This window comes from Nocardiopsis sp. CNZ308 (assembly GCF_004217075.1).
This window is the reverse complement of the sequence record NZ_SHKJ01000001.1, coordinates 4,582,199-4,603,192: the sequence shown is the minus strand read 5'-3', so window position 1 is coordinate 4,603,192 and position 20,994 is coordinate 4,582,199. Positions and strand designations below refer to the sequence as shown.

Annotated in this window: 18 protein-coding genes; 13 read left to right on the top strand and 5 right to left on the bottom strand. The window is 73.0% G+C overall.

Annotated elements, in window-relative coordinates:
• The first annotated feature begins 129 nt into the window (after positions 1 to 129).
• A complete protein-coding gene (locus EV372_RS19810; protein ID WP_130397203.1) occupies positions 130 to 849 on the top strand; it encodes a class I SAM-dependent methyltransferase in 720 nt (239 codons plus the stop codon).
• Between the two features lie 42 nt (positions 850 to 891).
• Here EV372_RS19810 and EV372_RS19805 read toward each other — a convergent pair whose 3' ends face one another.
• Positions 892 to 1,944, bottom strand: a complete 1,053-nt coding sequence (locus EV372_RS19805) for a LacI family DNA-binding transcriptional regulator (protein ID WP_130397202.1) — start codon at positions 1,942 to 1,944, stop codon at positions 892 to 894.
• Positions 1,945 to 2,133: 189 nt separating this feature from the next.
• Here EV372_RS19805 and EV372_RS19800 point away from each other — a divergent pair, with 189 nt between their 5' ends.
• The 5 genes from EV372_RS19800 to EV372_RS29480 all read left to right on the top strand — a co-directional run bounded on the left by EV372_RS19800 (position 2,134) and on the right by EV372_RS29480 (position 7,410).
• Positions 2,134 to 3,978 carry a sugar-binding domain-containing protein gene (locus tag EV372_RS19800; RefSeq protein ID WP_130397201.1) on the top strand — a complete coding sequence of 615 codons (1,845 nt, stop codon included), beginning with the start codon at positions 2,134 to 2,136 and terminating at the stop codon, positions 3,976 to 3,978.
• Positions 3,979 to 4,046: 68 nt separating this feature from the next.
• Positions 4,047 to 5,402, top strand: coding sequence for an extracellular solute-binding protein (locus EV372_RS19795; RefSeq protein ID WP_130397200.1), 1,356 nt, complete (start codon positions 4,047 to 4,049; stop codon positions 5,400 to 5,402).
• Entirely contained in the window at positions 5,399 to 6,340 is a 942-nt protein-coding gene (locus EV372_RS19790; protein WP_130397199.1) for a carbohydrate ABC transporter permease, read from the top strand. The genes EV372_RS19795 and EV372_RS19790 overlap by 4 nt, the downstream gene beginning before the upstream one ends.
• A 1-nt stretch (position 6,341) precedes the next feature.
• Entirely contained in the window at positions 6,342 to 7,247 is a 906-nt protein-coding gene (locus EV372_RS19785) for a carbohydrate ABC transporter permease (protein ID WP_130397198.1), read from the top strand.
• Positions 7,248 to 7,281: 34 nt separating this feature from the next.
• The gene (locus tag EV372_RS29480) at positions 7,282 to 7,410 is read left to right on the top strand and encodes a hypothetical protein (protein WP_275101186.1); all 129 of its coding nucleotides are present in this window, start codon (positions 7,282 to 7,284) and stop codon (positions 7,408 to 7,410) included.
• A gap of 201 nt (positions 7,411 to 7,611) precedes the next feature.
• Here EV372_RS29480 and EV372_RS19775 read toward each other — a convergent pair whose 3' ends face one another.
• The 3 genes from EV372_RS19775 to EV372_RS19765 form a co-directional block, all read right to left on the bottom strand.
• Entirely contained in the window at positions 7,612 to 8,427 is an 816-nt protein-coding gene (locus tag EV372_RS19775) for an SAM-dependent methyltransferase (protein WP_130397197.1), read from the bottom strand.
• A gap of 334 nt (positions 8,428 to 8,761) precedes the next feature.
• A complete protein-coding gene (locus tag EV372_RS19770; RefSeq protein WP_130397196.1) occupies positions 8,762 to 9,541 on the bottom strand; it encodes a DUF3159 domain-containing protein in 780 nt (259 codons plus the stop codon).
• Between the two features lie 530 nt (positions 9,542 to 10,071).
• On the bottom strand, positions 10,072 to 10,674 hold the full coding sequence (locus EV372_RS19765; RefSeq protein WP_130397195.1) for a response regulator transcription factor: 603 nt from the start codon (positions 10,672 to 10,674) through the stop codon (positions 10,072 to 10,074).
• A gap of 409 nt (positions 10,675 to 11,083) precedes the next feature.
• Between EV372_RS19765 and EV372_RS19755 the strand changes: the two genes are divergently transcribed.
• From EV372_RS19755 to EV372_RS19745, 3 genes are all read left to right on the top strand, one after another.
• A complete protein-coding gene (locus EV372_RS19755) occupies positions 11,084 to 11,968 on the top strand; it encodes an ABC transporter ATP-binding protein (RefSeq protein WP_130397193.1) in 885 nt (294 codons plus the stop codon).
• 106 nt (positions 11,969 to 12,074) lie between these two features.
• A complete protein-coding gene (locus EV372_RS19750) occupies positions 12,075 to 12,803 on the top strand; it encodes an ABC transporter permease (protein ID WP_130397192.1) in 729 nt (242 codons plus the stop codon).
• 124 nt (positions 12,804 to 12,927) lie between these two features.
• Positions 12,928 to 13,572, top strand: coding sequence for a GOLPH3/VPS74 family protein (locus tag EV372_RS19745; protein ID WP_130397191.1), 645 nt, complete (start codon positions 12,928 to 12,930; stop codon positions 13,570 to 13,572).
• A 49-nt stretch (positions 13,573 to 13,621) separates the two neighbouring features.
• On the opposite strand, the gene EV372_RS19740 is transcribed toward EV372_RS19745, so the two are convergent.
• A complete protein-coding gene (locus EV372_RS19740) occupies positions 13,622 to 14,875 on the bottom strand; it encodes a Kelch repeat-containing protein (protein WP_130397190.1) in 1,254 nt (417 codons plus the stop codon).
• A 486-nt stretch (positions 14,876 to 15,361) separates the two neighbouring features.
• On the opposite strand from EV372_RS19740, the gene EV372_RS19735 reads away from it, so the two are divergent.
• Genes EV372_RS19735 through EV372_RS19720 form a run of 4 tightly spaced genes read left to right on the top strand, consistent with a single transcriptional unit; the run spans position 15,362 to position 20,974 of the window.
• The gene (locus tag EV372_RS19735) at positions 15,362 to 17,008 is read left to right on the top strand and encodes a pyridoxal phosphate-dependent decarboxylase family protein (protein WP_130397189.1); all 1,647 of its coding nucleotides are present in this window, start codon (positions 15,362 to 15,364) and stop codon (positions 17,006 to 17,008) included.
• Positions 17,005 to 18,510: a lysine N(6)-hydroxylase/L-ornithine N(5)-oxygenase family protein gene (locus tag EV372_RS19730; RefSeq protein ID WP_130397188.1), complete on the top strand. Its 1,506-nt coding sequence runs from the start codon at positions 17,005 to 17,007 to the stop codon at positions 18,508 to 18,510. The genes EV372_RS19735 and EV372_RS19730 overlap by 4 nt, the downstream gene beginning before the upstream one ends.
• Positions 18,507 to 19,136: a GNAT family N-acetyltransferase gene (locus EV372_RS19725; RefSeq protein ID WP_130397187.1), complete on the top strand. Its 630-nt coding sequence runs from the start codon at positions 18,507 to 18,509 to the stop codon at positions 19,134 to 19,136. Before EV372_RS19730 ends, EV372_RS19725 begins: the two co-directional genes overlap by 4 nt.
• A complete protein-coding gene (locus tag EV372_RS19720) occupies positions 19,133 to 20,974 on the top strand; it encodes an IucA/IucC family protein (protein WP_130397186.1) in 1,842 nt (613 codons plus the stop codon). The genes EV372_RS19725 and EV372_RS19720 overlap by 4 nt, the downstream gene beginning before the upstream one ends.
• Positions 20,975 to 20,994: the final 20 nt, after the last annotated feature.

The window sequence follows — 20,994 nt, the reverse complement described above, 5'->3', positions numbered from 1 at the left end:
GGCGGGCCCGGCGGCGGCACGGACCCCGCCGGGCCCGTGTTCCACCGCCCGGCTACCGCCTACTCCCCCCGTTCCCCTCCGGGCACGTGGTACGAAGGACCTCCGGACCACGTTGAGCAGGGGAGACCGATGAGCGCCCGTTTTCAGGAGCTGGACTGGAGGGCGACCCCCATGGGAGAGCTCAGCCTCCGGCGTCGGCACGACCCCCTCTTCCGCAAGGAGGTCTACGAGATCAAACTCGACGACGACTTCCTGATGTCGAGCCTGTTCACCGCGGCCGAGGTCGAACTGGCCCGGCTGGCCCTGGCCGAACTCGACGCGGCGGACGGCCTGCGGGTAGCCGTGGGAGGCCTGGGCCTGGGCTACACCGCGCACACGGTGCTGGAGGATCCGCGCGTGGGCTCCCTCGTCGTGGTGGAGGCCCTGGGCGAGGTCATCGACTGGCACCGCGAGGGGCTGATCCCCTCGGGTGCGGCGCTGGTCTCCGACTCCCGCTGCCGCCTGGAGCACGGGGACTTCTTCGCCGTGGTCGGCGCCGGGTCGGGGCCCGCCCCCGACCTGGGCGCGGAGCCGTTCCACGCCGTGATCGTGGACATCGACCACTCGCCGCGCCACCTGCTCCATCCGGGTCACGCGGGTCTGTACACGGCCCAGGGCCTGCGCCGCCTGCGCGAGCGCCTGCTCACGCCGGGCGGTGTCTTCGCGCTGTGGTCCAACGACGCGCCGGACGAGGAGTTCACCGACCTGCTGGCGGAGATCTTCACCACGGCGCGCGCGGAGGTCGTGGACTTCCCCAACCCCCAGCAGGACCACGACGCGTCCAACACCGTCTACGTCGCGCTGGCGTGAGCGCCCCCGCTCCCCCCTGACAGGGAACCGGCCGGATAGGCGTCAGAGCGCGACGGCGCTGCTCTCCCTCACGAGGAGGGTGTGGCCGACGACGACTTTGGCCGAGGCCCGGTCGTCCTCCCTCCGGGGCTCGGCGTCCGGAGCGCCGCGGCGGGCCTCCACCTCCTCCAGCAGCAGCCGCACCGCCTCGCGGGCCAGGCCCGGCTTGTCCGGGGCGACGGTGGTCAGGCTCGGCACGGAGTAGCGCCCGGGGGCGATGTCGTCGAACCCCACCACCGCCACGTCCCGGGGGACGCGCGCCCCGGCGTCGTGCAGCGCGCGCATCGCCCCCAGCGCCAGCAGGTCGTTCATGCACAGCAGGGCGTCGGGCGGCCTGGGCCCGGCGACGAGTTCGGCGGCCAGCTCCGCACCGTCCTTCCAGTGGAAGTGCCCGGCCGGCCGCACCAGCGCGGGGTCGTAGCCCCTCCCCCTTGCCTCCAGGGCCTCGCGGTAACCGCGGGTGCGCAGCTCGGCCGTGCCGGAGGGGCCCGGCGGCCGACCGCCCACCACCGCGATCCGGGTGCGCCCGCCGTCGAGCAGGTGCTCGGTCGCCTCCCGCGCGGCGGCCACGTTGTCGATCGCCACGTGGCCGTGCCGGACCGTGCGGGGCAGCTCGCCCAGGAGCACCACCGGCAGCCGGGAGGGGTGCGTGCGCAGGGCGGCGTCGTCCATGGCGAGCGGGCTGAGGATGACGCCGTCCACGAAGTCGGCGCCGAACCCCTCCAGCGCGGACTCCTCGCGCTCGCGGCGGGCCTCGCTCTGGTGGACCAGGACGGTGCGCGAGAGGCGTTCGGCCTCGCGGATGACCAGGTCGGCGAGTTCGGCGAAGTAGCCCAGGTCGAGTTCGGGCACGACCAGCGCGATCACGCCGGTCTCGCCGCGGCGCAGGTGGCGTCCGGCCAGGTTGACCCGGTAGCCCAGCGCGTCGATGGCCGCCTCCACGGCGGCGCGCGTGGCGGGCCGGACGTGCGGGTGGTCGTTAATAACGTTGGAAACGGTTTTCTCCGAGACCCCGGCCTGACGCGCGACGTCCTTGATACGCGGCCTCGTGCCCACGTCCACCCCCGATCAGCGCCATCCTAGCCCGCGCCCCACCGCCGCCCGCCGGTCGGTTCCGACCGCCCTCCGCACGGTCTCGGGAGCCTCCTGACCTTCGCATCGAAGTATTTACATCGATGTAAAAGTGTGCTGACATGTGCCGTGACGCCAGTCACAGGACGACGCCGTGAGAAGGAGAACACCTCCGTGCCGACGCACCACCGCTCGCAGCGCGGGGACGGGCCCACCTCCCAGCCCCGCCCCGAGTACCCGCGCCCGCAGTTCACCCGACCCGACTGGCTGTGCCTGAACGGCACCTGGGACTTCGAGGTCGACCGCGGCGACAGCGGGCTCGAACGGGGCCTGCGCGACGCGGAACTCTCCGGCACCATCACCGTCCCCTTCTGCCCGGAGTCGGAGCTGTCCGGCGTGGGCGACACCGACTTCATGGAGGCGGTCTGGTACCGGCGCACCGTCCGCGTCCCCGACGCCTGGGCGGGGCGGCGCGTCCTGCTGCACTTCCAGGCCGTCGATCACGACACCACCGTGTGGGTCAACGGCACGGAGGTCGTGCGCCACCGCGGCGGGTTCACCCCCTTCACCGCCGACCTGGCCGGGGTCGCGGCCCCCGGTGAGGAGGCCGTGGTGGTCGTGCGCGCCCGCGACAGCCGACACGGCTTCCAGGCACGCGGCAAGCAGGCCACCTGGTACGCCAACACCGGGTGCCACTACACGCGCACCACCGGGATCTGGCAGACCGTGTGGATGGAACCGGTCCCCGACACGCACCTGCGCCGCCCCCGCATCACCCCGGATCTGGCCAACGGGGCCTTCCACCTGCTCCTGCCGCTGTCCGGCAGCGGCGAGGGCCTGCGGGTGCGCGCCGTCCTGGAGGACGAGGACGGCGAGGTCACCGCCGCCGAGGCCCGCGCCGACCTGGATACCGCGCCCCGGCTGACCCTGGCGGTGCCGGTGGATCGGCGCCGCGACTGGTCGCCGCAGGACCCGCACCTGTACACGCTGCGCCTGGAACTGCTGGACGCCGGGGGGAGGGTGGTGGACCGGGCCGGGTCCTACGCGGGCCTGCGGTCGGTCTCCGTCCAGGGCAAGGCGATCCTGATCAACGGCCGACGCGTGTTCCAGCGCCTGGTCCTGGACCAGGGCTACTACCCCGACGGGCTGATGACCGCGCCCGACGACGCCGCCCTGGTGCGCGACATCGAATTGGGCCTGCGGGCCGGGTTCAACGGGGCCCGCCTGCACCAGAAGGTCTTCGAGGAGCGCTTCCTCTACCACGCCGACCGGCTCGGCTACCTGGTCTGGGGCGAGTTCGGCGACTGGGGGTGCGCGGCCCACGGCGGCCCCGCCGACGACAACCAGCGGCCGGACGCCTCCTACGTGGCCCAGTGGACCGAGGCCGTGGAACGCGACTACTCCCACCCCAGCGTCGTCGGGTGGTGCCCGCTCAACGAGACCTTCCAGCGGCTGCACGACCGCTTCACCGCACTGGACGACGTGACCCGCGCGATGTTCCTGGCCACCAAGGCGATCGACCCCTCCCGTCCGGTGGTGGACGCCTCCGGGTACGCCCACCGGGTCCCCGAGACCGACGTCTACGACTCCCACAGCTACGAGCAGGACCCCGAGGCGTTCCGCGAGCAGATGAGCGGCCTGGCCCAGGACGACCCCTACGTCAACCGCGGCGCGGACGGCCGCGACTGGTCGGTGCCCTACCGCGGCCAGCCCTACTTCTGCAGCGAGTTCGGCGGGATCCGCTGGGACCCCGGCACCGACGGCGGCGAGCAGTCGTGGGGGTACGGCGACGACCCCAGGACCGCGGAGGAGTTCCACACCCGCTTCGAGGGTCTGACGGGTGTTCTGCTGGAGGACCCGGACATGTTCGGTTACTGCTACACGCAGCTCACCGACGTGTTCCAGGAACGCAACGGCGTCTACCGGTTCGACCGCGGCGACAAGCTCGACACCGCCCGCATCGCGGCCGCCCAGCGCAGGACCGCCGCGTACGAGAAGGCCGACCGTCGGCCCGGGTGAGTGCGTCCCCGGGACGCCCCGGGGACCACCGCCCCCACCACCCCCCGCCCTCCCCTTGGAGTCCGCCGATGCCGCACCCACCACGCAGACCCAGCCCGCCGACCGGGCCTCCACCGCCGTTCTCGCGGCGCCGCGCGCTCCTGGGCACGGGAGCCCTCGCCCTGGGCTCGGCCCTGGGCGCCGCCGGATGCGCCCCCGCCCCCGGTTCAGGACCGACCGCGCGGGTGCGGTTCTGGAGCCTGTTCCAGGGCGGCGACGGCGCCCGGGTGCAGACCATGCTGGACGCGGTGCGCGAACAGGCCCCGCACCTGGACGTCACCCCCAGCACGCTGGCCTGGGGGCCGCCGTACTACACCAAGCTGGCGGTGGCCTCCGTGGGCGGCCGGGCCCCCGAGACGGCCGTGCTGCACCTGTCCCGCCTGCCCGGGTACGCCCCCGGCGGGCTGCTCGAACCCTTCGACCTGGACCTGCTGGCCGAGTTCGGGGTCACCGCCGGGGACTTCGTGCCCGACCTGTGGGAACGCGGCATCCACGACGGCGCCACCTACGCCGTCCCGCTGGACACCCACCCGGTGATCGTCTTCTACGACACCGGGGTCGCCGACCGGGCCGGTCTGCTCGACGGGGACGGGAAGCTGACCGGGATGGACTCCCCCGAGGGGTTCCTCGCGGCCTCCCGGGCGCTGGCCGAGGCCGGGGGCGGCAACGGCGTCTCCTACGGGCACGTCAACGACGACTCCCAGGGGTGGCGGCTGTTCTGGATGCTGTACGACCAGACCGGCGCGTCCATGGAGCTGCCCGAGGGCGGACCGGCGGTGTTCGACCGCGACGCGGCGCTGCGCGTGTACTCCTTCCTCGCCGAGCTGCTCGACGGCCGGACGTCGGAGCCGAACCTGGACTACCCCACCGCCCTGGCGGCCTTCGCCTCGGGACGCTCGGCGATGCTCGTGTGCGGGGAGTGGGAGCTGCCCTACCTGTCGGAACACGTGGAGAACCTGGGGGCGGCCCCCTTCCCCACGGTCTTCGACCGGCCCGGCGGGTACGCCGACTCCCACGCCTTCGTGCTGCCCCGCCAGGGCGACCCCGACCCCGCACGGGTGCGCGCCGCCCACGAGTTCGTGGCGCTCATGGTGCGCAACAGCCTGATCTGGGGCGAGGCGGGCCACATCCCGGCCTACTCGCCGATCGCCCAGTCGCCGGAGTACCTGGCGCTGGACCCGCAGTCGGACTACGCCGCCGCCGGCGAGACCCCCGTGCTCGACCCCGAGGTGTGGTTCGCCGGGGCCGGATCGCGGTTCCACTCCGATGTGAGCGAGGCGCTGCGCACGGCCCTGACCGGCGACGGGCCCGAGGCGGCGGTGGAGCACCTGGGCCGGACCCTGGACTCCTGGGCCGCCCGCACCAACCCGGGAGGCTTGGAATGAGCGTGACCACCCAAGCCCCCGCCCGCGCCCGCGCGGGCTCCCCGCCGGGCGGCCCCGGCGGCGCGCGGCGGCTGTGGCGGCGCCCGGCGGACTCGCCCCTGGCGTTCCTGCTGCCCTTCCTCCTGGTGTACGCGCTGTTCCTGGCCTGGCCGCTGGTGAGCGGCCTGTGGATGAGCCTCACCGACACCGCCCTCAACGGGGCGGGCGGCGCGTTCGTCGGGCTGGGCAACTACGCCGAGGCGCTGGGCGACCCGATGGTGTGGCGGACCCTGGGCAACACCGTCCTGTTCACCCTCGTCACCACCGTCCCCCTGGTGGTGGTCGCGCTGGCCATGGCGGTCCTGGTGCACACCGGGCTTCCCGGGCAGTGGCTGTGGCGGCTGTCGTTCTTCCTGCCGTTCCTGCTGCCGGTGGCCACCGTGGCGCTGGTGTGGAAGTTCCTGTACGTGGAGGACTTCGGCCTGCTCAACCACGCGCTGGGGCTGCTGGGGATGGAGGGCCTGGGCTGGCTGACCGACGAGGGCGTGGCGATGTGGTCGGTGGCGCTGACCACGGTGTGGTGGACGGTCGGGTTCAACTTCCTGCTGTACCTGGCCGCCCTCCAGTCGATCCCCGGCCACCTGTACGAGGCCGCCGCGCTGGACGGGGCGGGGGCGGGGGCCCGCCTGCGCCACGTCACCCTCCCCCAGCTGCGGGGCACCACCGTGGTCGTCCTGCTGTTGCAGGTGCTGGCCTCGTTGAAGGTCTTCGACCAGATCTACCTGCTCACCGGGGGCGGCCCGGGCGAGGCGACCCGCTCGCTGCTGCTCTACATCTACGACGTGGGCTTCACCGGCTACCGGTTCGGGTACGGCGCCGCCGTCTCCTACCTGTTCCTGGCGCTCGTCCTGGGCGTGGCCGCCTTCCAGTTGTGGATCAGCGCGCGGAGAAGGGTCTGACATGGCGACGCGGAGCATGCGTTCGACGCGGCGGGCCGAGGCGGCCCTGGACCGCGCAAGGCAGCGCGACCTGATGCTGGGAGGGGGCCGCGGACCGCGGATCGCCGCGGTGTCGGCGCTGGCGGTCCTCGCGGTGCTGTGGCTGGCCCCCGTGGTGTGGGCGCTGGTCACCTCGTTCAAGACCGAGGGGGACGCGGTCGCGCTGCCGCCGACCCTGGTCCCCGGGAGCGGGTTCACCCTGGAGCAGTACCGCAACCTGTTCGAGGCCGGGAACGTGCAGATGTGGCTGTTCAACAGCCTGGTCGTCGCCGTGCTGGTCACCCTGCTCACGATCGCGGTGGCGGCCCCGGCGGCCTTCGCGATGTCGCGCATGGACTTCCGGGGCCGCGCGGCGCTGATGGCCCTCACGGTGGCGGCGATCGTGGTCCCGCCGCAGCTGCTCATCGTGCCGCTGTTCCAGCAGATGGTGTCGCTGGGCCTGGTGGACACCTACGCGGCGGTGATCCTGCCGCAGCTGGTGGCGCCGGTCATCGTGTTCGTGCTCAAGCGGTTCTTCGACGCGGTGCCGCGCGAGCTGGACGAGGCGGCCCGCATGGACGGGGCCTCCTACTGGCGGCTGTTCACCACGGTGATCATGCCGCTGTCGCGGCCCATCCTGGCGGCGGCGTCGATCTTCGTGTTCATCACCGCCTGGAACAACTACCTGTGGCCGTTCATCATCACGACCGACCCGGCCCTGATGACGCTGCCCGTGGGCATCCCCAACATCCTGGACTCCTACGGCACCTTCTACGCCTCGCAGCTGGCGGCGTCGATGGTGGCGGCGGCGCCGATGGTGGTCGTGTTCATGCTGTTCCAGCGCCAGATCGTCAACAGCGTCGCCACGACGGGTCTGGGCGGCCAGTGAGGACCGGTCCGCGCGCCGGGTCGGGGAGCAGCGCGTGTACCTGAGCCCCGAACCCGGCCCCGGCGAGCACACCCTGACCGTCACGGCCACCGGTGACGGGCCCGCCGAGTCCAGCGGTGCCATCGTCACCATCGACCGCGCGGAGGTCTACCCCGCGCCCTGAGCGCGGCCGGATCCGCCCGCGGCCCGGCCCCGGGCGGATCCGGCGTGCACCGTGTGCGGCGGCGGGGCCGCGGTATCCGAGCACCAGCGGCCCCGCGCGCGAGCGGGGCCGCCCGCCCCGGGCGCCTCCACCACCCGGTACCGGCGGCGGGCACGCACGCGGCGCGGGGGTTCGCGGGCGGCGGCGGGCGTCCGCGCGGCGTCAGGGCTTGCGGGCCACGCCGCCGTACTGGTCCATGCCGCGCCGGGAGCCGACCTCGATGGGAGCCGGGCGCCACAGGGGGCAGGGGACCACGCCCGGCTCCAGGAGCTCCAGGCCCTCGAAGCGGGCGGCGACCTCCTCCGGGCTGCGCAGGAGGTAGGGGACCGCACCCTGCTTGTTGCCCACCTCGATGGCCTCGTTGTAGGCCTCGCTGGTGTTGGTGCCGTCGTAGCTCGCCAGGTAGCTGCCCGGGGGCAGCGCGTCCACCAGGCGGCGCACGACGGGCAGGACCTCGTCGTCGGGCACGTGGCCCAGGACGCCCATGAGCATGAGCGCGATGGGCTGGTCGAAGTCCAGGGTCTGGGCGGCCCGCTCCAGGATCGCGTCGGGGTCGCGCAGGTCGGCGTCGATGTAGTCGGTGACCCCCTCGGGGGTGCCGACCAGCAGCGCGCGGGCGTGCGCGAGCACGAGGGGGTCGTTGTCCACGTAGACCACGCGGGCCTCCGGGGCGATCGTCTGGGCGACCTCGTGGGTGTTGTTGGCGGTGGGCATGCCGGTGCCGATGTCGAGGAACTGGCGGATGCCCGCCTCGCCCGCCAGGTGGGTCACGACGCGGATCAGGAACTCCCGGCTGGTGCGGGCCAGGTCCACGATCTCGGGGAAGCCCGCGGCGACCGCGTCGCCCGCCTCCCGGTCGATCGGGTAGTTGTCCTTGCCGCCCATCCAGTAGTTCCAGATCCGGGCCGAGTGGGTCCGGGTGGTGTCGATCCGCGGCGGGCGTTCGGCGGAGGCGGGAGTGGACGCATCGTCGGTCATCTGGGCATCTACCTCGATAGACGGGGGCGGACGTCACGGAACGCAGCCCCCGGTGCCCACGGAGCCGGAATACCGCCGTGGTCGGGGAAACTGCTCGCGTCGATGCTATCCACACCGTGTGTGCACGTCCTCCATCGAATGCCCGAATTCTCCACTCACGGGCGGTATTTCCCACGAAAGGGAAAGCCCCCGGCGCCGAAGGTGCGCGTACCCCAGGGGAATGTGCTCCCCCCAGGGAAGGGAAGGGCCCCGCCAGGCGCGGCGGTGGGGCGGCGCGGCGGCGGGGTGTCGGGGTTGTGTTGCGGACGGGCGGCCCGGAGGCCGGTGGGGCCGGTCAGCTCCGCCCGGCGGCCTCGGAGCCGGAGGACTTGATCAGGCGCTTGGTGGAACGGCGGAACGCCCAGATGACCACCACGGCGACCAGCGCCGTCAGCGGGAAGCCCATCACGGTGTCGGCGACCGCGAGCCAGCCGGTGGAGTCGGCCAGGTAGAGCCATCCCTGCACCACGAAGCGCAGAACGCACATGACCAGCACCGCGAACGTGGCGACGTGGTGCGCGACCAGCGTGGGCCGGTCCTCACGCCAGGCGTGGGTGCCGCCGTGCACGGCGTTCCAGATGACGCCGGTCGCCGGCCGGTTCATGAGGGTCGTGGCGAGCGCGACCACGCCCAGCACCAGGGCGGCCCAGATTCCGATCACGAAGAAGTCGTTGGCCGACCCGGTCCAGGTGACGACGCCTCCGGCGATCAGGACGCCGAGCACCCCGCCGTACACGGAGCTGAAGGGCTTGCCGCGCCAGAGCTGCACCACGGCGATCACCACGGCCAGGGCGATCGCGATCCCGACGGCGACCGGCAGCGGGACGAAGGCGACGGCCCCCGCGAAGACCAGGGCCGGGATCGCCGAGAGGACCATGCCCCACGGGCCGCCCGCCGCGTCCATCGCCGCCTGCCTGGCGTCGACGGGCTGTTCGGGCACGGCGGGGCTGGGGGACGGCTGGGGCTGGGCGGGGAGGTGCTCGGTCACGGTCACTCCGTCCGGGGAGGTCGTCGGGTCGGTGTGCTCGGGGGAGTCGAGGAGGTTCCGGGCGGCGGTCGTGTCGCTGCGTGCCATGTCGTCCCTCTCTTTCACGTCCGGGTCCGGCTCCGGTGCCGGGTCGACGCCCCGTCGCGGTCGCGATCGCATCCGGGCCGCCCCCGTGCGGGGAAGGGGCGACAGGGTGCTCCGCGTTCGCTCCGGGTGCCTGCCGGCGGTGGCCGGTGTGAAGCTCATGTCCCCTATTCCACCGGCTCGCGCGCTCCTCGGGCAGTGCGACGGCGTCACCACTTCGCCGTGACGTCGCGCTGCGACCGACCATGACGTGGTGTCACTGGTGGAACGCGAAACACGAGGTCACCGATGTGTCACGGCAGCACGGCCGCCCGGGCTGCCCTCCCCTGCCTCACAGGGGTCCCCGCGGCCTCGCACGGGGCGACAGGAAACGGAAGCGGCCGTCCGGAAGGCAGGAGGCGGCCTCCCAGGGAGCACGCGGAACGGCCCCGGCCCCGGACCGGCCCGGGCGCGTCGAAGGACGGCGCCGCGGATCGGTCCCTCCAGCCTCCGGCGGCGCCTGCGCGGGCGCCCGCGCGGGCGACGCCGAAGGCTCACAGCCAGTCGTGCTCGCGCGCGTACCGCGCCGCCTCGTGCCGGGTCCGCGTCTGGGTCTTCTGCATCGCGTTGGAGAGGTAGTTGCGCACCGTGCCCTCCGCCAGGTGGAGCTGGGCGGCGATGTCGGCGACCGAGTAGCCCTCGCTGGTCGCCCGCAGCACGTCGACCTCGCGGTCGGTGAGCGGGCAGTCGTCGATGACGGCGAGCGCGGAGACGTCCGGGTCGATCCACCGCTTGCCCTGGTGCAGGTTGGCGATGACCGAGGCGATGTGCGCCGGTTCCGCGGACTTGCTGACGAACCCCTGCACCCGGAGCTTGAGCGCCTTGCGGAGCACGCCGGGCCTGGCGTGGCGGGTGAGCATGAGGATCACCTGGTCCGGCAGTTCACGGCGGATCCGCTCGACGGCGCCGAGCCCGTCCACGTTGGGCATCTCCAGGTCGATGACGAGCACGTCGGGCCGGTGGTCCAGCACGGCCCGCACGGCCTCCTCCCCGTCCTCCGCCTCGGCGAGCACGGTGATCTCGCCCTCCAGCGGGAGCAGGGCGGCCATCGCCTTGCGCAGGAGGGCCTCGTCGTCGGCGAGTACCACGGTGGTCATGGGTTGTCCTTCCGCGTTGTCGTGCGCTGTGCCGGGGCCGGGCGCGGGAACCGCGCGGCGGTGGTGGACCGGCCGTGGTCGTGGTGGACGGTGAGTTCGCCGCCGCTGTCGGCCACGCGCTCGCGCGGAACGGCCACGGCGGCGCAACCATGGGACGCCGACGGGTCGTCCCGGACCGGCGTCCCGGTCGGGCGGGACGGCGGAAGGAGGGCCGGGGCGGCCGTGGACGGGGGCCGGGTGTCCATGTGCGGCTCTCCGGGTTCGAGGGCAGGGGTCCGCCCCAGTATTCCGCCGATCGCGCCGCGCCCACCAGTGACACCGCGTCATGGGCTCGCCCCGACAAACGTCACGGCCGGGTGGTGACGTGGTCCCACTGCCCCCGGAGCGCGGCGGGCGCTGCAATGGACACATGACCTCCACAGCAGTCATCGACGTCGAACGGCTCAACCTCAAGTACGGGGACTTCCACGCCGTGAGGGACCTGTCCCTCCAGGTGGGACGCGGGGAGCTCTACGCGCTGCTCGGCACGAACGGCGCGGGCAAGACCTCGACCCTGGAGACCGTCGAGGGCCACCGCACCGCCACCTCGGGCACCGTACGGGTCTTCGGCCAGGACCCGCGCGACCGGCGCGCCGTGCGGCCCCGGGTGGGCATCATGCTCCAGGAGAGCGGGTTCTCCCCGGACCTGACGGTGAAGGAGTCGGTCCGGCTGGTCGGCGGGCTCACCCGGCGCACGGACACGGTCGAACGCGTGCTCGGCATGGTCGGCCTCACCGCCAAGGCCGGCACCAAGGTGTCCCAGCTCTCGGGCGGCGAGAAGCGGCGGCTGGACTTCGCCACCGCCGCGTACGGGTCGCCGGAGCTGATCTTCCTGGACGAGCCCACCACCGGACTGGACATCCAGTCCCGGGACGGGCTGTGGGAGGCCGTGGACAGGCTGCGCGAGGACGGCTCGACCATCGTGCTGACCACGCACTACCTGGAGGAGGCCCAGCAGCGCGCCGACCGCATCGGACTGATGCACAAGGGGTCCCTCCACCGGGAGGGGACCGTGGCCGAGCTGACGCAGACCCTTCCGGCCACGATCCGCTTCTCCCTGCCCGACACCGCTCCGACGCCGCCGGTCCAGGCCGCGCGCCAGGGCGACGGGGCGTTCCTCGTCGAGACCCTCGGTCTGCAGAAGGACCTGTACACCCTGCTCGGCTGGGCGCAGGACAACGCGGTCGAACTGCGGGGGCTGGAGGCCGGGCCGACCCGGCTCGACGACGTCTTCCGCTCCATCGGCGACGACTAGGCCGTTCTCCCGGGACCCGTGTCCCCGGGGACCCGCGCCCCGCCGCGCGGCGGACGGCGTCCACCGCCCCGACTCCCCCGCACCTTCCAGGAAAAGGACCCGCACCATGCTCCCGATCGCTCAGAGCGAGCTGATCCAGATCTTCCGGAACCGGCTGGTTCTGGTCACCATGCTCATCGTCCCGGCGGCCTCCAGCGCGTTCTACATCTACATGCACCAGACCTTCCCCGCGCTGCGCGAGGCCGTGGACCTGGGCGCCATCGCCTCGATCCTGGTGTTCCTCGTGGTCACCATGGGGCTCTACACCACCTCGGTCACCACGCTCGCCTCCCGGCGGCAGAACCTCTTCCTCAAGCGGCTGCGCTCCACGGCCTCGGGCGACGCCAGCATCCTCACCGGGCTGCTGCTCCCGGTCACCGCGGTCACGCTGGTCCAGGTGGCCGTGATCCTGGCCGTGCTGGCCGTGGTCGGCGGCGCCCCGGACAACCTGCTCCTGCTGGTGGCGGCCGTCCTCGCGACGATGGTCATGATGGCGGGCCTGGGGCTGGCCACGGCCGGGCTGACCAACTCCCCCGACCACGCCCAGGTGACCACGCTGCCCATCATGATCGGCGTCCTGGCCGTCTCCGGGTGGGTGGGGTTCACCGGCACCGAGGAGCTGACCCTGCTCAAGCGGCTGCTGCCTGGCGGCTCGGCCTCGGAGCTGGTCGTCAACGCCTGGAGCGGCGGCGTCCCGGTCGCCGACTCCCTGTTCCTGCTGGCGCCCACGCTGGCCTGGGTCGTCGTCGCCGTCGCGGCGGCCACCCGGATCTTCCGCTGGGAACCGCGCAGGTGAGGGCCCCGGCGCGGGCCGCCCGCACACGCGGGCGGGGTACTTCCGCGACAGGCACCGACCGGGCCCGCGAGGGCGCCCGCCGCGGGCGGGCGCCCCGCCGGGACGCCTTCGAGAGGAGAACGACATGGACCTGACGCTGCCGCAGCGGCTCTACCTGCTCAGCTACGACACCGGCAAGAACCGGTTCGACCCCGTCAGCGCCGGCTACCGCGGCCAGCTGCTGTGCGCCGCGGCGCTGGCCGACCTGACCCTGGGCGGGCTGCTGCGCCCCCGCGACGGCAAGGTGACGCGCGCCATCGCCCGGGCGCCCCGGGACCCGTTCCTGGCCCGGGTCCTGTCCGACCTGTCCCCCAACGCGCCGCACCACTGGATCAACCTCCTCTACCCCCGGATGGGCAGGGCCGAGGAGATGGTGCGCGAGGGGCTCGTCGCGAACGGGTCGGTCACGGTCAGGCGCGGCCGGACGCTGGGGGTCTTCCCCACCCGCACGGTCACCCTCGACCGCCCCGAGGAGGTGGACCGGCTGCGCGAGCGCACGCGCGAGGCGGTCCTGGGCGGCGGCGACGCGGCGGCGGTGCCCCTCCAGGACGCGGCCCTGGTCGCGATCGCGACCGAGGGCGACGTGTGGACCGTGTTCGCCCCCAACGAGCGCTGGCGGCACCGGCCCGCGGTCAGGGCGGTCCAGGAACGCTTCGACGCCGCCGCCCCCGGACTGCGCAACGCGGTCCGCACGGCCGTCATGGCCACCGGCAAGGGCGCGTCCGCCTGACCGGCGCGGCCGCGCTCATCCGCATCCGCCAAGCCGCCCGGCCGCCCGGTCACGAAGCCGACGGCTCCCCCGGTTCGGGCACGGAGACGTCGACCCGGACACCGGCTGGCTCACAGCCCAGACCGCCCCAGCCGACCAACGCGTCCTCGGCAACGGGCACGAGGGGGCCGCAGTGCCCCGACAGCGCCTCGGTCTGGAAGCGGCGGGCCCTCCCGGCCCCGACGTCCCACAGGCTGATCTCGCCGGTTCCGGTCGCCAGGAGTCCCAGCCCCTCCACGAGGCCCATCTCCCCCGTGCCGAGGGCGAACTCCGGCACCGGAGGGCCGAAGTCGGCGCGATTCACCTCGTCCACCAGCTCCGCACCGGTCGGCCCGAACTCGTACAGGCTGACGCTCTCACCGCCCCTCAGCGCCAGGAGAGCGCGGCCCTCGGACGAGACCGCCAGCCCGACATGGAGGTTGTCCTCCTCGGCGTCGGTGAGGCCGGAGAAGTCCTGGACGGACGCGGTCTCTCCGCCGACGTGCAGCGTCGCCAGGAACATCCCCTCGCGGGAGCCGCCGACGGCCACCACGGTGCCGTCCAGGGCCACCAGGTCGTAGACGGTGGAGTGCTCGGCGTCGCGGCGCAGAGGAGCGGTGTGCCACGCGTCCTCCTCCGGCGAGTACACCAGGAAGCCCTCCTCGCCGCCCTCCCCGTCACCCTGCTCGCCGTACCCGCCGCCGAAGACGACGTGACCGTCGGCGACCACCCCGCGCGCCAGGGACCTGCTTTCGGGAGCCGGGGCGATCGGCTCCCAGACGTCGCGCTCGGGGTCGTAGAAGGCCCCGTCCCTGGCCATGTGCCCGTCCCGCTCGTCTTCGAAGGTCGGGGTGAACCCGCCCCAGACCAGCATCCGTCCCTCGACCATGACCGCGCTGTGGCCAGACCTGGGCTCCAGCCCGCTGTCGGCCAGGGGACGCCAGGTGTCGTTCCCGGGAGAGTAGGCGGCACCGTCGGAGAAGGAGTCGAACTGCCCGTCGGCATGACCGCCCCAGACCAGGACCTCGCTGCCGGACCAGACCAGGCTGTGGTCCTCACGGGGCGCGAGAGGGCCGGGCGAGAGCGCGCCCACGGTGACGGCGACCTCCCACTGCTCCTCGGTCAACTCCCCGACCAGGCCGCAGGAGGTGCTTCCGAGCAGGAGGGCCAGGAGCGGGGCCGCGATCCTGGTCAGGCGCCGCGTCCGCCTCCGACGCACCGCCGTGCCCCGGGGCGGTCGGGAGTCGCCTCGGGAGGGTGCGCCGTCGTGTGGGGGGTGGGCCATGGCACCGCTTCCGCGCGCAGGGGGACGGTCGGCTCCGATGATCGCAGAAGGGCGCGCCGCACCGGGGCTCGCGTCCGCAACCGGCCACACCGACCCTGCGGCGGCGTACTGCACCGTCCCGCACGACGCCGACCGCTCCCCCGGCGCGGGGCCGGGTCGCGGGCCCCTCCCGAAGCACCGCGAAGGCGCCGGGAGGCGTAAACATCCCTCCCCCGAAAAAAGTCCGCCGTGTCGGATGTGCGCCTCTCACGAAGGCCACATCACCCTGCGTCACGTCCGTTTCCCCTGGCCAGCGCCTTTCGGTCACTCCGTGCGACCACCACGGTCGCCACTGTAACCCTCCTCACACTGTACGGGCCCGAACGCTTAGGCTAGCCTCCCCTTAGTTAGGGCGCCCTACATAAGAGTGTTCGCGAAGTTCCTCACCCTACGCCCACATCCGCTTTGCGGATGCTGTCGGCATGCCCGTTTCCAGGAGGATGATCCATGAGCTCCCTCGCGCGGTCCGCACCGGGCCCGCTGCACGGGAACGCCGGTGCCCTCGGCACCAGGCCCGAGCCCACACCCCCCTCCGACCAGGACCCCGACGACCCCCGGACACAGCTGTTCGACGCCCGGAGCGCCGAACGCTACCGCGACCTGACCGGGGAGGCCGCGGCCCGCGTCGCCCGGCGCATCGCCGGAGCCGACCGGCCGCTCACCGGAGCCACCGCCGAGGACCTGCGCCCCCAGCTCGACAAGGTCGACCTCGACCAACCGCTCCACGACCCCACCGCGGCCCTGGACGAACTCGAACGCGTCTACCTCGACGACGCCGTCTACTTCCACCACCCCCGCTACATGGGACACCTCAACTGCCCCGTGGTCCTGCCCGCCCTGCTCGGCGAGACCGTCCTGTCCGCCGTCAACTCCTCCCTCGACACCTGGGACCAGAGCGCCGGGGGCACACTGATCGAACAGCGGCTCATCGACTGGACGTGCGAACGCGTCGGCTTCGGCGAGACCGCGGACGGCGTCTTCACCAGCGGCGGCAGCCAGTCCAACCTCCAGGCCCTGCTCATGGCGCGCGACGAGGCCCACCAACGCGCCAAGGCGGAGGAGGGCCAGGACACCCGCCTGGCCGAAATCCTGCCCCGGATGCGCGTCCTGACCTCCGAGGCCGGACACTTCAGCGTCGCCAAGTCGGCCGCCCTCCTCGGACTGGGCTACGAATCCGTCATCACCGTGGCCTGCGACGACAGACGCCGCATGCGCCCCGACGCCCTCGCCGCCCAGCTGCGCCGATGCCGCGCCGAAGGGCTCCTGCCCATCGCCGTCGTCGCCACCGCCGGAACCACCGACTTCGGCAGCATCGACCCCCTGCCCCGCATCGCCGACCTGTGCCAGCAGCGCGGCGTGTGGATGCACGTCGACGCCGCCTACGGCTGCGGCCTGCTGGTCTCGCGCCACCGCCACCTGCTGGAGGGCGTCGAACGCGCCGACTCCGTCACCGTGGACTTCCACAAGTCCTTCTTCCAACCGGTCAGCTCCAGCGCGATCGTGGTCCGCGACCGCGACGTCCTGCGCCACGTCACCTACCACGCCGACTACCTCAACTCGCGCTCGGACGGCAGCACCCCCCTGCTCTCCCCCAACCAGGTCGACAAGAGCCTTCAGACCACACGCCGCTTCGACGCCCTCAAACTGTGGCTCACCCTGCGCGTCATGGGCGCCGACGGCGTGGGCGCCCTCTTCGACAGCGTCCTGGACCTGGCCGCCACGGCCTGGACCCTGCTCGACGCCGACCCGCGCTTCACCGTGGTCACCCGGCCCAGCCTGAGCACCCTGGTCTTCCGCTGCGCCGTGCCCGGCGCCGACCCCGACACCGCCGACGCCGCCCACCGCTACGCACGCGAGGCGCTGCTGGCCTCGGGCCGCGCCTTCGTGGCCCGCACCACCGTCGACGGCAGGCCCCACCTCAAACTCACCCTGCTCAACCCCAGGGCCACCCGGGAGGACGTCGCCGAGGTACTGGACCTGATCGCCGCGCACGTCGACCACTTCGTGAACGGACGCGACACCCCCGACCGCCCGGCCCCGACCGCGGCCCACGCGGCCCCCGCCCTGCCGACCACCACCGGGAGGTCCCGTTGACCACCAGCCGCCAGCCCGCCCCGACCGCCGACCCCGGCCGCGTCCACGACTTCGCCGCCGTCGGCATCGGCCCCTTCAACCTCGGCCTGGCCTGCCTGACCGCGCCCATCCCCGGCCTGGACGGCCTCTTCCTCGACGAGAAACCCGAGTTCTCCTGGCACTCCGGCATGCTCCTGGAGGAGGCCGAACTCCAGACCCCCTTCATGTCCGACCTGGTCACCCTCGCCGACCCCACCTCCCCCTTCTCCTTCCTCAACTACCTCAAGGAGACCGGCAGGCTCTACCCCTTCTACATCCGCGAGCGCTTCTACCCCCTGCGCGCCGAGTACGACGACTACTGCCGCTGGGCGGCCCGGCGCCTGGGCGACGCCGTCCGCTTCGGCCAGCGCGTGGAGTCCGTGGAGTACGACCCCGACCAGGCCCTCTACCTGCTGCACAGCACCGAGACCGCGACCGGCGCCCGGCACACCCACCGCGCACGGCGCCTGGTGCTCGGCACCGGCACACCCCCCTACCTGCCCGAACCCTGCCGCGACCTGCCCGGCGACGCCGTGCACAGCTCCGGCTACCTGCCCGCCGGGAGGCGGCTGCGCGACAAGCGCAGCGTGACGGTCGTCGGCAGCGGACAGAGCGCCGCGGAGATCTTCCACGACCTGCTCCAGGACCTGGACGAACACGGCTACCAGCTCAACTGGGTCACCCGCTCCCCGCGCTTCTTCCCGCTGGAGTACACCAAGCTCACCCTGGAGATGACCTCCCCCGAGTACGCCGACCACTTCCACGCGCTCCCGGCCACCACCCGCGACCGCCTCGTGGCCTCGCAGAAGAACCTGTACAAGGGGATCGACTCCGACCTCATCAACGCCATCTACGACCTGCTCTACGTCAAGAGCCGCCTGGGCCCGCCGCCCGTACGCCTGATGACCGGTACCGAGGTCACCGGCGCCCGCCACGACGCGGCGCGCGGCGCGTACACCCTGGACCTGCGCAACACCGACCAGGGGCGCGACTTCACCCTCGACACCGAGGGCCTGGTACTCGCCACCGGCTACCAGTACCGGATGCCGGACTTCCTGGAACCCATCACCGACCGCCTGGCCTGGGACGACTCCGGACGCTTCGCGGTGCGCCGCGACTACCGCGTCGACCGCGACGCGCCGCTCGCCGGACAGGACGCGCCCGGCGCGGAGGGCTCCCCCGACGACGGCCGCGGACCGCGGTTCGCCCGGGGCGCCGTCTTCGTGCAGAACGCCGAACTGCACACGCACGGCTTCGTCTCCCCCGACCTGGGCATGGGCGCCTACCGCAACTCCTGCATCCTGCGCGCGATGCTGGGCCGCGAGCCCTACGCCGTCGAGCGCTCGATCGCCTTCCAGGAGTTCGGCGCACCCGAGCAGGACGCACCGGACACCGACACCCGGGGCGGCGGCGCGACCGGGGAAGGCGCGCTGGAGGCGGCCGTCCCGGCCTCCGGCCCGGCACGGAAGGCGGCGCGCCGATGACAGACCGGACACCGACGCGGCCAGCGCCCCACCAGGCCGCCGCGGCCGTCTTCACCCGCACCGACCCCGAACTCGGCGAGTTCAGCGTCCGCCCCGTGGACCCCGACACCGACGCGCCCCTCCTGCACCGCTGGCTCACCCACCCCAAATCCCACTTCTGGCTCATGTCCGAGGCCACCGAGGAGGACGTCGCCCGCGGCTACCGCGCCATGGCCGCCTCCCCGCACGAACACGCCTACGTCGGCGAGTGGCGCGGCACCCCCCGGTTCCTGGTCGAGCGCTACGACCCCGGCCACAGCGAACTCGCCGACCACTACCCCGTGCTCCCCGGCGACACCGGCATGCACTTCCTGGTGGCGCCCACCGACACACCCGTACACGGCTTCACCCGCGCCGTGATCACCACCGTCATGGAACTCGTCCTCTCCGACCCCGCCGCCCGGCGCGTCGTCGTCGAACCGGACGTGCGCAACACCGCCGTCCACGCGCTCAACGCCGCCATGGGCTTCCGGGTCCTCACCACCGTGACCCTCAAGGACAAGGAAGCCCACCTGAGCACCTGCACCCGCGCCCAGTTCCGCGCCGCCGTCGCCGCGGCCCCGACCACAGGAGGCATCGGCCGATGACCACGCCCGCCACCGGACCCGACCCCCGCCAGCCCCGCCTCTCCGACCCCCGCGACGCGGTCACCCACCTGGCCCCCGAGACCTGGGAGCGCGCCAACCGGCTGCTCGTGCGCAAGGCCCTGGCCGAGTTCGCCCACGAACGGCTGATCACCCCCGAACCCGGCCCCGACGGCCTCTTCTCGGTCACCAGCGACGACGGGGGCGTCGAGTACCGGTTCGCGGCCCGCGTCATGGCCCTGGAGCACTGGCGGATCGAGGCCGGCAGCATCGTCCGCCGCGACCTGCGGCACGACGGCGCGCACCTGCCCCTGGACGCCCTCGACCTGATCCTGGACCTGCGCAAGACGCTCACGCTCGACGAGGACGTCCTGCCCGTCTACCTGGAGGAGATCACCAGCACCCTGGCCAGCAGCGCCTACCGCATGTCGGGCGCCCAGCCCAGCGCCGCCGAGCTGGCTCGCGCCGGGTTCCAGGAGATCGAGGCGGGGATGACCGAGGGCCACCCGTGCTTCGTCGCCAACAACGGACGCCTGGGCTTCGACGCCGCGGAGTACCGCGCCTACGCCCCCGAGGCCGCCGTCCCGGTGCGGCTGGTGTGGGTCGCCGCGCGGCGCGAGCGCACGACGTTCAGCTGCTCGGCCGACCTGGACCGCGAGAAGCTGCTGCGCGGCGAACTCGGCGCCCAGACCCTGGCCGTCTTCGACGCGCGCCTGACCGACATGGGCCTGGACCCCGCCGACTACCACCTGATCCCGGTCCACCCCTGGCAGTGGTGGAACCGGCTGGCGGTCACCTTCGCCGCCGACGTCGCCCGCCGCGACCTGGTGTGCCTGGGCCACGGCCCCGACGAGTACCGCGCGCAGCAGTCCATCCGGACCTTCTTCAACACCTCGGCCCCCGAGCGCCACTACGTCAAGACGGCGCTGTCGGTGCTGAACATGGGCTTCCTGCGCGGGCTGTCCGCCAAGTACATGGAGGCCACCCCCGCCATCAACGACTGGGTCGCCTCGGTCGTGGCCGACGACCCCGTCCTGCGCGCCACGCGGGTGGAGGTCCTGCGCGAGCTGGCCGCGGTGGGCTACCGCACCACGCACTACGCACAGGCTTCGACGGAGAAGTCGCCCTACCTGAAGATGACCGCCGCGCTGTGGCGCGAGAGCCCGGTGGGGCGGCTGCGGTCCGGCGAGCGCCTGGCCACGATGGCCTCGCTGCTGCACACCGACGCCCGGGGGAGGTCCCTCGCCGCGGAGCTCATCGCCGAGTCGGGCCTGGAGCCCGCGGACTGGCTGCGCCGCTACCTCGACGCCTACCTCGTCCCCCTGCTGCACTGCTTCTACGCCCACGACCTGGTGTTCATGCCGCACGGGGAGAACGTCATCCTGGTCCTGCGCGACGGGGTGCCCCAGCGGGTCCTGCTCAAGGACATCGCCGAGGAGATCGCGGTGATGAACGACGACGCCGAACTGCCCCCCGGCGTCGAGCGGGTCCAGGGCGCGGTGCCCGACGACATGCGGGTGCTGTCGCTGTTCACCGACGTCTTCGACTGCTTCCTGCGCTTCCTCAACGGCATCCTCGCCGGTGAGGGCGTCCTGTCCGAGACCGACTTCTGGCGCACCGTGGCCGCCTGCGTCGCCGACTACCAGGCGTCGGCGCCCCACCTGGCCGACCGTTTCGCGCGCGACGACCTGTTCGCGGAACGCTTCGCGCTCTCGTGCCTGAACCGGCTGCAACTGCGCGACAACCGCCAGATGGTCGACCTGGAGGACCCGTCCGCGGGCCTGCAACTGGTCGGCACGCTGGAGAACCCCATCGCCGGGTTCCGTCCCCCGCCCCGGTAGGCGCGGCGGGGCGGTGGGTT